The organism is Klebsiella aerogenes KCTC 2190 (assembly GCF_000215745.1).
Classification (GTDB): Bacteria; Pseudomonadota; Gammaproteobacteria; order Enterobacterales; family Enterobacteriaceae; genus Klebsiella; species Klebsiella aerogenes.
This window is the reverse complement of sequence record NC_015663.1, coordinates 2,383,542-2,396,489: the sequence shown is the minus strand read 5'-3', so window position 1 is coordinate 2,396,489 and position 12,948 is coordinate 2,383,542. Positions and strand designations below refer to the sequence as shown.

Here is a 12,948-nt window from a genome sequence, read left to right as displayed (position 1 = left end):
AACGACTCAATGCGGCAGCGCATAAAGGTAAAAGGCATATAACACTTTATGTTTCATTACCTTATCAACCAGGCATCCCCCATTGACATTGAGTCCTTGAATGAAAATTATTTTTTCTAATTGTTTTATTTTTCCAGCAGTCGATGAATGTCTCAAATAGGATCGTCGGCGAAATGAGGGATAATCCAGCACAATTAGCTAATTCACCTGACAGGTAAAAAACAGTTTTTATCTTGCCTGGGGTTGACATCAAAACCGCTATCCAGTAACTCTAAAAGCATATCGATTTCAACTGGAGTATGACGCATGATTCGCACCACTCGCTTCACCAGCCTACTACTACTAAACGCATCCATTGTGCGCGGTAGGCTGTTGGGCGACGTTCAGCGTTAAGTCATCTTCCAGCAAGACACTAAACCCGCGCCATTGCGCGGGTTTTTTTATGCTCGAAGCAAGGCGCCAGGCAACAGATTAAGGATCTCAACCATGAGCCAGCAAGTCATTATTTTCGATACGACCTTACGTGATGGGGAACAAGCGTTACAGGCCAGCCTGAGCGTGAAAGAGAAGCTGCAGATCGCCATGGCCCTCGAACGTATGGGCGTCGATGTAATGGAAGTCGGTTTCCCGGTTTCTTCCCCGGGCGATTTTGAATCGGTACAGACCATCGCTCGCACCATCAAAAATAGCCGCGTTTGCGCTCTGGCGCGCTGCGTTGAGAAAGATATCGACGTGGCGGCGGAATCCTTAAAAGTGGCGGAAGCGTTCCGCATCCACACCTTCATCGCCACGTCTCCGATGCATATCGCCACCAAGCTGCGCAGCACGCTGGATGAGGTCATCGAACGCGCTATTTATATGGTGAAACGTGCGCGTAACTATACCGACGACGTGGAATTCTCCTGTGAAGACGCAGGTCGTACGCCGATCGACGATCTGGCTCGCGTCGTTGAAGCGGCTATCCGCGCCGGCGCCACGACCATTAATATCCCGGATACCGTCGGCTACACCATGCCATTCGAATACGCCAACATCATCAGCGGCCTGTATGAACGCGTACCAAACATTGATAAAGCAATTATTTCAGTCCACACCCATGATGATTTAGGTATCGCCGTCGGCAACGCCCTCGCCGCCGTCCACGCTGGCGCTCGTCAGGTAGAAGGCGCGATGAACGGTATCGGCGAACGCGCCGGTAACTGCGCGCTGGAAGAAGTCATCATGGCGATCAAGGTGCGCAAAGACATCATGAACGTGCACACCAACATCAATCACCATGAAATCTGGCGTACCAGCCAGACCGTCAGCCAAATCTGCAATATGCCGATCCCGGCTAACAAAGCTATCGTCGGTACCGGCGCCTTCGCCCACTCTTCCGGTATTCATCAGGATGGCGTGCTGAAGAACCGCGAAAACTACGAAATCATGACCCCGGAATCCATCGGCCTGAACCAGGTACAGCTGAACCTGACTTCACGCTCCGGTCGCGCGGCGGTGAAACACCGTATGGAAGAGATGGGCTACAAAGAGAGCGACTACAACCTGGATCATCTGTATGACGCGTTCCTGAAGCTGGCGGATAAAAAAGGCCAGGTCTTCGACTACGACCTGGAAGCGCTGGCATTTATCAATAAACAGCAGGAAGAGCCAGAGCATTTCCGTCTGGACTACTTCAGCGTCCAGTCTGGCTCCAGCGATATCGCTACCGCCTCTATCAAGCTGGCCTGCGGTGATGACATCAAAACCGAAGCCGCCAACGGCAACGGCCCGGTTGACGCTATCTACCAGGCAATCAACCGTGTGACAGACTACAACATCGACTTAGTGAAGTATGGCTTAAGCGCCAAAGGCCACGGCAAAGATGCGCTGGGTCAGGTGGATATTGTCGTGGAATACAACGGTCGCCGCTTCCACGGCGTCGGCCTCGCGACCGATATCGTCGAATCTTCAGCAAAAGCGATGGTACATGTGCTTAACAACATCTGGCGCGCCGCCGAAGTCGAAAAAGAATTGCAACGCCAGGCTCAGAATAAAGAGAACAACAAGGAAACCGTGTAATGTCGAAGAATTATCATATTGCCGTTTTGCCGGGTGATGGAATTGGCCCGGAAGTGATGAACCAGGCGATGAAAGTACTGGAAGCCGTTCGTAACCGTTTTTCAATGCGTATCACCACCAGCCAGTACGACGTGGGCGGCATCGCCATCGACCGTCAGGGCATGCCGCTGCCGCAAGCCACCGTTGATGGCTGCGAGCAGGCTGACGCGATTCTGTTCGGATCCGTCGGCGGCCCGAAGTGGGAACATCTGCCGCCGGCCGAACAGCCGGAGCGCGGCGCGCTGCTGCCGCTGCGTAAGCACTTCAAATTATTCAGCAACCTGCGCCCGGCTAAACTGTATCAGGGGCTGGAAGCATTCTGCCCGCTGCGCGCCGATATCGCCGCCAATGGCTTCGACATTCTGTGCGTGCGCGAACTGACCGGCGGCATCTACTTCGGTCAGCCGAAAGGTCGTGAAGGCAGCGGCCAGCATGAAAAAGCTTTCGATACTGAGGTATACCACCGCTTTGAAATCGAGCGCATCGCGCGTATTGCCTTTGAATCGGCGCGCAAGCGTCGCCATAAAGTGACGTCAATCGATAAAGCCAACGTCCTGCAGTCTTCTATCCTGTGGCGCGAAATCGTCAACGAGATTGGCAAAGAGTATCCGGACGTCGAACTGGCGCATATGTATATCGATAATGCCACCATGCAGCTTATTAAAGATCCGTCGCAGTTCGATGTACTGCTGTGCTCCAACCTGTTTGGCGACATCCTGTCCGACGAGTGCGCGATGATCACCGGCTCTATGGGCATGTTGCCGTCCGCCAGCCTCAACGAGCAAGGTTTTGGCCTGTATGAACCAGCGGGCGGCTCGGCGCCGGACATCGCGGGCAAAAATATCGCCAACCCGATTGCGCAAATCCTGTCGCTGGCGCTGCTGCTGCGCTACAGCCTGGATGCGGGCGACGCGGCGAGCGCCATTGAACGCGCTATCAACCGCGCATTAGAAGAAGGCATTCGTACCGGCGACTTAGCGCGCGGTACGGCGGCGGTCAGTACAGATGAAATGGGCGATATCATTGCCCGCTATGTCGCGGAAGGGGTGTAATCATGGCGAAGACGTTATACGAGAAATTATTTGATGCGCACGTGGTGTACGAAGCGCAGAACGAAACACCGCTGCTGTATATCGACCGCCATCTGGTGCACGAAGTCACCTCTCCGCAGGCGTTTGACGGGCTGCGCGCCCATGGCCGCCAGGTGCGTCAGCCGGGTAAAACATTCGCCACCATGGATCACAACGTCTCGACGCAGACCAAAGATATCAACGCCTCCGGCGAAATGGCCCGCATCCAGATGCAGGAACTGATTAAGAACTGCAAAGAATTTGGCGTTGAGCTGTATGACTTAAATCACCCGTTCCAGGGCATCGTACACGTGATGGGCCCGGAACAGGGCGTCACCCTGCCGGGGATGACCATCGTGTGCGGCGATTCCCATACCGCGACCCATGGCGCATTCGGCGCGCTGGCATTCGGTATCGGCACCTCTGAAGTTGAACATGTGCTGGCGACTCAGACCCTGAAACAGGGGCGCGCGAAGACCATGAAAATCGAAGTCCGTGGCAAAGCGGCGCCGGGCATTACCGCGAAAGACATTGTGCTGGCAATCATTGGTAAAACCGGTAGCGCCGGCGGTACCGGCCATGTCGTCGAATTCTGCGGCGAAGCCATTCGCGATCTGAGCATGGAAGGCCGTATGACTCTGTGCAATATGGCAATCGAGATGGGCGCCAAAGCGGGTCTGGTCGCGCCTGACGAGACGACATTCAATTACGTGCAGGGCCGCCTGCACGCGCCGAAGGGCCAGGATTTCGCCGACGCGGTGGAATACTGGAAAACGCTGAAAACCGATGATGACGCCACCTTCGATACCGTGGTGACGCTGCAGGCGGAAGAGATTGCGCCGCAGGTCACCTGGGGCACCAATCCAGGCCAGGTCATCTCGGTTACCGATATTATCCCGGATCCGGCGTCGTTCAGCGATCCGGTCGAGCGCGCCAGCGCCGAAAAAGCGCTGGCCTATATGGGCCTGAAATCCGGCGTACCGTTGACCGAGGTCGCGATCGACAAAGTCTTTATCGGTTCCTGTACTAACTCGCGAATCGAAGATTTACGCGCGGCGGCGGAAATCGCCAAAGGGCGTAAAGTGGCGCCGGGCGTACAGGCACTGGTGGTTCCCGGCTCCGGCCCGGTGAAAGCGCAGGCGGAAGCCGAAGGTTTGGATAAGATTTTCATCGACGCCGGTTTTGAGTGGCGTTTACCGGGCTGCTCCATGTGTCTGGCGATGAACAACGACCGCCTGAATCCCGGCGAACGTTGCGCCTCTACCAGCAACCGTAACTTTGAAGGCCGTCAAGGCCGCGGCGGACGCACCCATTTAGTCAGCCCGGCGATGGCCGCGGCAGCAGCGGTTACCGGCCATTTCGCCGATATCCGTAACTTGAAATAAGGAGACCATCATGGCAGAGAAATTTACCCAACATACTGGCCTGGTGGTTCCGCTGGATGCCGCAAACGTTGATACCGATGCGATCATTCCAAAGCAGTTCCTGCAGAAAGTGACGCGTACCGGCTTTGGCGCGCACCTGTTTAACGACTGGCGTTTCCTCGACGACCAGGGGCAGCAACCGAACCCGGAGTTCGTGCTGAACTTCCCGCAATATAAAGGGGCGTCTATCCTGCTGGCGCGTGAAAACTTCGGCTGCGGCTCCTCGCGCGAGCACGCGCCGTGGGCGTTGACCGATTACGGTTTCAAAGTGGTGATTGCGCCAAGCTTTGCCGATATCTTTTACGGCAACAGCTTTAATAACCAACTGCTGCCGGTGACGCTCAGCGATGAGCAGGTGGACGAGCTGTTCAAGCTGGTACAGGCGAACCCGGGCATCAGCTTTGAAGTTGACCTTGAAGCGCAGGTGGTTAAAGCCGGGGATAAAACCTACAGCTTTAAAATCGACGACTTCCGCCGCCACTGTATGCTCAACGGCCTGGATAGCATCGGCCTGACGCTGCAGCATGAAGAGGCGATTTCCGCCTACGAACGCCAACAGCCCGCCTTTATGAACTAATCTTCAAGCCCGGTGAACAAGCCGGGCTTTCTCTTTTTGCCCCTCTCAGGCGCATATTAATACGTATAATTAATAGATAATTTTATCCTTCCCATCCCTCATCGTGCATTTATACCGGCATTAGCAGGCTATTTTTGTATATATCCACAATGACAAGTAAATAATCAACGGAAGTATTTAAAACAAACCGAGCAATATGTGAATTAACGGTTAACTCCATAGAAAACCCCTATAGCTCAGCGCAAAAAAAAGCATTATTTTTCCCCTCCCCGGCTCGTTATCTTTCCAGACAGAGAAATATTAACTTTAGATACGCCACGCCGCCTACATCACCTCGTGGGTCGCCGGGCGTTCTTGTGGAGAGCCTAAATGAGCCACTATCCTCACCTATTCAGCCCGCTGACCATCAACGGGATGACCATAAAAAACCGTATTATTATGCCGCCGATGGGCACCAATATGGCTACCCTCAACGGCGAGGTCTCGCAGGAACAGCTTGAATACTACGAGCTGCGGGCGAAAGGCGGCACCGGGCTCATTACCGTGGAAAATATCTGCATCGATTTTCCCTTCGCCTCCAATGGTACAACGCAGTTACGCATCGATAACGATCAATATATCCCACGCCTGTTTAAATTAACCGAAACCCTTCATAAACACGGCGCTTGCGTAGCGATTCAGCTGAACCACGCGGGCGCTTCGGCTTATGCTTATCGCCTGAATGGGCAGACGCCGTTATCCGCTTCCTGCACGCCGTCGAAAAAGCACGGTAATATTCCGCGGCCAATGACCCATGAGGAAATTTATCACGCGGTGGACAAATTCGGCGACGCCGCGGAGCGCGTGCGCCGCGCCGGATTTGACTGTGTAGAAATTCATGGCGGCCATTCCTATTTAATTAGCCAGTTTTTGTCACCGTTATTTAATAAACGTACCGACGAATTTGGCGGCAGTATCGAAAACCGCACCCGCATATTAAGCCTGATTATCGATAAGGTTCGCGCCTGCGTCGGGCCGCGTTTCCCAATCAGCCTGCGCATCAGCGCCGACGATTTCTTAAAGGGCGGCAACACGCTGGAAGATTCGCTGCGCATCCTCGAACTGTGCCAGGACAAAGTCGACATCATTAACGTCTCTGCCGCGCAGAACGATAACCTGAACCTGCAAATCGACCAGATGTCGCTGGAAGACGGCTGGAAGCGCTACCTCTCCCGCGCGGTACGCGACAAATTCCATAAGCCGACGGTGATCGCCGGCAACATTCGTTCGCCAAAAATCGCCGAAGATATCCTCGCTACCGGCGATGCCGATCTGATCGCCATTGGTCGTGGGTTGATTGCCGAGCCAGAATGGGTGCAGAAAGTACAAAGCGGCAATGAGCGTCTGATGCGCAAATGCATCTCCTGCAATATCGGCTGTGCGGATCACCGTATCGCCCGCTCTCGCCCGCTGCGCTGCTCGATCAATCCGGACATTATCCACGGCGACGCTTACAAGCAGCAGCGAGTCTCACGAGAAACCAACGTCGTGGTGATCGGCGCCGGCACGGCCGGAATGGAAGCCGCCTGTACCGCCGCGGAAGTCGGCTGCAACACCTGGCTGCTGGAAGAGAAAAGCCACGTCGGCGGCCTGGCCAGCACCATTGCGCTGCTGCCGGAGAAAAAACGGATCGCTGATTTCCCGCAGTTTATGAAAAACCGCCTTTCCGGGCTAAGCAATCTGATGCTGCAGGTCGGTAAACGCGCCGATGTCGCTTCAGTCGCCGCGCTGCATCCACAGCTCATCGTCAATGCCACCGGATCGGTTCCTCTGCTGCCGCCTATCGACGGCCTGCGCGAGAACATTGACGCCGAAGGTGGTCGCCTGTTCTCGATAACCGGAATGATTAACCATCTGGACACCTTTGCCGATGCCGCAGGTAAACGCATCGTGGTGGTTGGCGGCGGCGCCGTCGGCCTGGACGTCATTGAATACTTCTCCGCGCGCGGCGCCGAGACGGTGCTAATTGAAATGCAAGACGCGCCGGGACAGGACCTCGACATTATTACCAAAAACGCGATGTTGACCATGCTGGAAGAACACCAGGTGGAACAACACATGCGGACCCGATTAACCGCCGTAGCGCCAGACCATTTCACCGTGAGTACCGCCAGCGGCACGTTCGATATTCCCTTCGACTACGGCTTTGTCTGCCTGGGAATGCGCGCCAACCGTGCTGGTCTCGACGACATCGCCCAGTGGGCCGCCGCCAACAACGTAAAAATCATGAATATCGGTGACAGCCTGTCGGCCCGGCGAATTATCGACGGCGTGCGCGAAGGCCGCAACGTGCTGGAGATACTCGAAGACATGGGCGTACTCGGCAATCGCGAAGCGCAACAGATTCCATTTTTAACATATTGAGGATATTTATCATGGCAGAACGTCTTACCGGTCATACCGAACTGATTGGCTTAATCGCTACCCCGATTCGTCATAGCATGTCGCCGACTATGCACAACGAAGCCTTTGCGCATCTTGGCCTGGATTACGCCTACCTGGCGTTCGAAGTCGATAACCAGGAGCTAAAAGATGTCGTGCAGGGTTTCCGCGCGCTGAAGCTGCGCGGTTACAACGTCTCAATGCCGAATAAAACCGAAATTTGCCAGTATCTCGATAAGCTCTCGCCGGCGGCGCAGCTGGTCGGCGCGGTCAATACCGTGGTCAACGATAATGGCGTGTTAACCGGCCACATTACCGACGGCACCGGCTATATGCGCGCGCTGTCGGAGGCTGGTATCGATATCATCGGCAAAAAGATGACCATCCTCGGCGCAGGCGGCGCGGCTACCGCCATCAGCGTACAGGCCGCGCTCGACGGCGTGAAGGCCATCTCGATCTTCAACCGCAAAGACAAGTTCTTCGCCAATGCCGAGCAGACCGTGGCCAAGATCCGCGATAACACCGACTGCGAGATCCACCTTTTCGATCTCGACGATCATGACAAGCTGCGCGCCGAAATCGACAGCAGCGTGATCCTCACCAACGCCACCGGCGTCGGTATGAAGCCTTTCGAAGGCCAAATGCTGCTGCCAAACGACAGCTTCCTGCGCCCGGATCTGATTGTCTCCGACGTCGTCTATAACCCGCGTAAAACCTATCTGCTGGAAGTGGCGGAGAAAAAAGGCTGCCGGACCCTCAACGGCCTGGGAATGATGCTGTGGCAAGGCGCGCGCGCGTTCGAAATCTGGACGGGCAAAGAGATGCCGGTTGAATACGTCAAGAGCATTCTGTTCTAAGAGGCCAGAGATGAAAAATAAATACATCCCTACTGCGGCAGGGCTGTATCTCAACTACCTGATCCACGGCATGGGGGTGCTGTTAATCACCCTCAACATGGCCCATCTTCAGGAACAGTGGGGAACAGACGCTGCTGGCGTATCGATCGTTATCTCCTCATTAGGTATCGGTAAGCTGGCGACGATCGTGACCGGCTTTTTGTCGGATCGCTTTGGTCGTAAGCCTTTTATCTATCTAGGGATCCTGAGTTATCTGATCTTCTTCGTCGGCATTCTGCTGACCAAAAATATCTATCTGGCCTACGTGTTCGGCATCATGGCTGGTCTGGCGAACAGCTTCCTCGACTCCGGAACCTATCCGGCGCTGATGGAGTCTTTCCCGCACTCCGCCAGCCGCGCTAACGTGCTCATCAAAGCTTTCGTTTCCGCAGGGCAGTTCCTGCTGCCGTTCATTATCAGCCTGCTAATATGGGCAAATCTGTGGTTTGGCTGGTCGTTTGTGATTGCGGCGGCTCTGTTTATCTTGAGCGCAATCTATCTGCTCAAGATGCCGTTCCCCGATAGCCAGGCGGCCAAAAAAGAAGAGATCCCAGCGGCGCAGGCAGCGGCTTCCGCTAAACCGCAAGCCAACAAACTGGACATGGTAATCTTTACCCTGTACGGCTATATCGGCATGGCGACCTTTTACCTGGTAAGCCAGTGGCTGGCGCAATATGGCCAGTTCGTGGTCGGTATGCCTTATGCCTCGGCGATCAAGCTGCTGAGTATCTATACCGTCGGTTCACTGGTCTGCGTCTTCGTGACCGCCGCCTTCGTCAAAGAGGTGTTCAGTTCCGCGGTAGCCATGATCATCTACACCTGTCTGTCGATGGTCTCACTGCTGTTAGTGTGCTTATTCCCGACACCGGTGATGGTTACCGGTTTTGCCTTCGTCATCGGCTTTTCCGCCGCCGGCGGGGTACTGCAGCTGGGGGCGACCATCATGGCAATGAGCTTTCCGAACGGCAAAGGCAAGGCAACGGGGATCTTCTACACCGCAGGCAGCATCGCGAGCTTCACGATCCCGCTTATCACCGCAAAGCTTTCGCAGATTAGCATTGCCAGCATTATGTGGTTTGATTTCCTGATCGCCGTCATCGGCTTTGTGATCGCCCTGTACATCGGCTATCGTCAACTTCAGGCTCGCGCGGCGCAAAGAGTGTCTCGCACCACCGTCACCGCCTGAGGTTCAACGACAACAATAATGGATACCTACATGACAACTGCAGTAACCGTAAAGAACATCACCTTCAAGGAAGGCGAAACCTTAATTTGCGTACCGCTGATCGGAAAAACGCTGGATGAACTGCTGACTAATGCTCAGGGCCTGGTTGACGCGGGCGCTGATATTATCGAATGGCGCGTTGACCATTTTACTCACGTCCGGGAAATCCCCCAGGTGCTGGCCGCACTGGCGGAAATCCGTCATACCCTGAAAGCACTCCCGCTGCTGTTCACCTTCCGCAGTAAGAAAGAAGGCGGCGAAACGGAAATCAGCGACGAAGCGTATTTTGAACTTAACCGCCAGGCGGCCCTAAGCGGATTAGTCGATGTTATCGACATCGAGTTGTTTAACGATGAAGCGCAAATTCGCGCGCTGGTGAACGACGCCCATCAGGCCGGCGTAAAAGTGATCATGAGCAATCATGATTTCCATAAAACACCGGCGCAGGAAGATATCATCTATCGACTGCGTCGAATGCAGGATCTGGGTGCCGATCTGCCGAAGATCGCGGTGATGCCGCAGACGCCTCAGGACGTTCTCACTCTGCTTTCCGCGACGCTGACCATGAAAGAGAAGTATGCGACGCGCCCGCTGATCACCATGTCGATGGGCAAATCCGGCGGCGTGAGCCGGGTAACCGGTCGCTTGTTCGGTTCAGCGATGACCTTTGGCACCGTCGGCCAGGCCTCCGCGCCGGGCCAAATAGCCATCGCTAAGCTGCGCGAACTAATGGACATTTTGTCCTGATAAACAGGCTGCCCGGAGCCAGTCTCCGGGCGCTTGCTCAGTTGATTCTCTGGCTATCGTTAATGATGACGTTTTTAAACGATTGAATCGCTGAGGAAAGTACCCTTTCCTTCATTGTTGCGAGGTAAATATAACGAGGTGGGATCGCATTTTTAATCTTCAGAATGCGCACGTTATAATTTGCCAGTGCGGAGATCCTCGGCATAATCGCAATGCCATAGTCGATGCTAACCAGCCCCGCCATCGCAGTATCTTCATCGACGTAGCAGGCGATATCCGGTACCAGTTTTTGTTGCATAAAGACATTATCAATAAAAGGCCGCAGACCGCTGTTCTCTGAAAAATAGATATAGGGATAGTGAATCGTCTCAACCAAATCGACCTCATTATCATACAGCCGGGCAAGCGGATGATCTTTCGCGGTTACCACCACCAACTCCTGCTGAATAATAGGAATAAAGTCGATTTCGGGTTCATCGGCAATATATGAACAAATCGCCAGATCGGTTTTTCCTGCCTTTAACGCTTGTAATAACGAAAGCGAAGTGCCTTGCGTAAAGGAAAAAGTCACCTTGTGACTGGAAGGTGAATTAGTGTATTTATTAATTAACTGCGGAACAACAGATTCACCCATCGTATAAATAAAGGCGATACGAATATTCTCTTTCTTTTCACTATCATTGTTTTGCAGCGTCAGACGCCCGTTCTCCAGAGAAGCGAGCGCATCCTCCACATAGGGCAAAAAACGTTTACCGTTTTGCGTAATTTTGACGTTGCGTCCTTTTCTGGCGAACAGCGCCACGCCAAGTTCCTTCTCCAGCTCAGATATGGCGTGGCTTAGCGAGGGTTGAGTAATGAACAGACTGGATGCTGCTTCGGTGTAATGCTCCGTCTCGCTCAATCGCTTAAAATAATAAAGTTGCTTCAGGTTCATTATTTTTGTCCGTATAATATAAGAATAAGACCACTGCGTTTAATATACCATGCGGCAGGTTGATAATACGCTACAACGAGTCAATATCAGATTCACATCAAATATTATTTGATATTTCCTTTTGTGCGTAACAAAGCGTTGCCATTCATAGACCCAGTCTATGAATCCTTAGAGTATTTCTGCATGCATAAATACATGCAAAAATATTTTAAACTTTAAAGGAAATCTTTATGTGCATACCTGACGCTCAAGGGAGTCTGGCATCATCGCCCGGCACGCTAAAAAGAAGCAGAACGCGTATTTTTATTTTATCGCTGTTATCGCTGGGTACGATGATTAATTATCTCGATCGTACCATTCTTGGAATCGTTGCTCCAAAATTAACCACTGAAATCCATATTGATCCGGCGATGATGGGCATTGTTTTTTCCGCTTTTGCCTGGACTTATGCGCTGGCGCAAATTCCTGGCGGCATGTTTTTAGACCGATTCGGTAATAAATTGACCTACGCCCTCTCCATCTTCTTTTGGTCTCTGTTTACGCTGCTGCAAAGCTTCTCTCTGGGGCTGAAATCTTTGCTCCTTTTGCGTCTGGGCCTGGGCGTCAGTGAAGCCCCCTGCTTTCCGGCCAATAGCCGCATCGTCAGCAAATGGTTTCCCCAGCATGAACGGGCCAGGGCTACCGCAACTTATACGGTTGGTGAATACATTGGGTTAGCCGCCTTCTCGCCATTGTTATTTTTAATCCTCGAACACCACGGCTGGCGCACCTTATTTTTTCTGACCGGCGGGCTTGGAATTTTATTCACTTTCGTATGGTGGCGTTTTTATCATGAGCCACATGAATCGAAAACAGCAAATAAAGCAGAACTGGATTATATTGGCGCCAACCAGATTGCCAATAAGAGTGAAAACATTCCATTTAACTGGCGTGATGCCAGGCGGCTAGTGTGCTGCCGACAAATTATCGGCGCCAGCCTGGGGCAGTTTGCCGGTAACACCACGCTGGTCTTTTTCCTCACCTGGTTTCCAACCTATCTGGCCAACGAACGCCATCTACCGTGGCTTCATGTAGGTTTTTTCGCCACCTGGCCCTTCCTGGCCGCCGCGGTTGGCATCATCTTCGGCGGCTGGCTTTCCGACAGGCTACTTAAGCGTACCGGCTCGGCAAATATAAGCCGAAAACTTCCAATAATTTCTGGATTACTCCTTTCCAGCTGCATTATCGCCGCCAATTGGGTCAGCGCGAATTCGACGGTGATTATTATTATGTCGATCGCTTTCTTTGGTCAGGGAATGGTCGGTCTGGGCTGGACGTTAATATCTGATATTGCCCCGGATAATATGGCTGGATTGACCGGCGGTATATTTAACTTCTGCGCCAACCTGGCATCAATTATTGCGCCACTCATCATTGGCGTGATTATATCAGCCACCGGTAACTTCTTTTACGCCCTCATTTACGTTGGCGTGACCGCGCTGATCGGGGTGATTGCCTACATCTTTATTATCGGCGACATCAAGCGAATCGTACTGAAGTAACGCTATCCCGCGCCGG

11 protein-coding genes are annotated in these 12,948 nt (G+C 53.3%); 10 read left to right on the top strand and 1 reads right to left on the bottom strand.

The features are described from left to right. Positions 1-306 precede the first annotated feature (306 nt). The 9 genes from leuL to aroD all read left to right on the top strand — a co-directional run bounded on the left by leuL (position 307) and on the right by aroD (position 10,457). Positions 307-393, top strand: coding sequence for a leu operon leader peptide (gene leuL, locus EAE_RS11405; protein ID WP_020079614.1), 87 nt, complete (start codon positions 307-309; stop codon positions 391-393). 93 nt (positions 394-486) lie between these two features. Beyond that, positions 487-2,058, top strand: a complete 1,572-nt coding sequence (leuA, locus tag EAE_RS11400; protein WP_015368261.1) for a 2-isopropylmalate synthase — start codon at positions 487-489, stop codon at positions 2,056-2,058. Beyond that, positions 2,058-3,149 carry a 3-isopropylmalate dehydrogenase gene (gene leuB / locus EAE_RS11395; protein WP_015368262.1) on the top strand — a complete coding sequence of 364 codons (1,092 nt, stop codon included), beginning with the start codon at positions 2,058-2,060 and terminating at the stop codon, positions 3,147-3,149. Before leuA ends, leuB begins: the two co-directional genes overlap by 1 nt. Before the next feature lie 2 nt (positions 3,150-3,151). Then, positions 3,152-4,552 carry a 3-isopropylmalate dehydratase large subunit gene (gene leuC / locus EAE_RS11390; protein ID WP_015368263.1) on the top strand — a complete coding sequence of 467 codons (1,401 nt, stop codon included), beginning with the start codon at positions 3,152-3,154 and terminating at the stop codon, positions 4,550-4,552. Positions 4,553-4,562: 10 nt separating this feature from the next. Next, positions 4,563-5,168 (top strand): 3-isopropylmalate dehydratase small subunit, encoded by a 606-nt coding sequence (gene leuD / locus EAE_RS11385; protein WP_015704393.1) that lies wholly within the window; start codon positions 4,563-4,565, stop codon positions 5,166-5,168. Positions 5,169-5,537: 369 nt separating this feature from the next. Next, entirely contained in the window at positions 5,538-7,571 is a 2,034-nt protein-coding gene (locus EAE_RS11380) for an oxidoreductase (RefSeq protein WP_015704392.1), read from the top strand. Between the two features lie 11 nt (positions 7,572-7,582). Next, entirely contained in the window at positions 7,583-8,446 is an 864-nt protein-coding gene (locus tag EAE_RS11375) for a shikimate dehydrogenase (protein ID WP_015704391.1), read from the top strand. Between the two features lie 10 nt (positions 8,447-8,456). Then, positions 8,457-9,671, top strand: a complete 1,215-nt coding sequence (locus EAE_RS11370; RefSeq protein ID WP_015704390.1) for an MFS transporter — start codon at positions 8,457-8,459, stop codon at positions 9,669-9,671. A gap of 30 nt (positions 9,672-9,701) precedes the next feature. Then, positions 9,702-10,457 carry a type I 3-dehydroquinate dehydratase gene (gene aroD, locus EAE_RS11365; protein ID WP_015704389.1) on the top strand — a complete coding sequence of 252 codons (756 nt, stop codon included), beginning with the start codon at positions 9,702-9,704 and terminating at the stop codon, positions 10,455-10,457. A 37-nt stretch (positions 10,458-10,494) separates the two neighbouring features. On the opposite strand, the gene EAE_RS11360 is transcribed toward aroD, so the two are convergent. Further along, a complete protein-coding gene (locus EAE_RS11360; protein WP_015704388.1) occupies positions 10,495-11,391 on the bottom strand; it encodes a LysR family transcriptional regulator in 897 nt (298 codons plus the stop codon). A gap of 230 nt (positions 11,392-11,621) precedes the next feature. On the opposite strand from EAE_RS11360, the gene EAE_RS11355 reads away from it, so the two are divergent. Further along, the gene (locus EAE_RS11355; RefSeq protein ID WP_015704387.1) at positions 11,622-12,932 is read left to right on the top strand and encodes an MFS transporter; all 1,311 of its coding nucleotides are present in this window, start codon (positions 11,622-11,624) and stop codon (positions 12,930-12,932) included. Positions 12,933-12,948 lie beyond the last annotated feature (16 nt).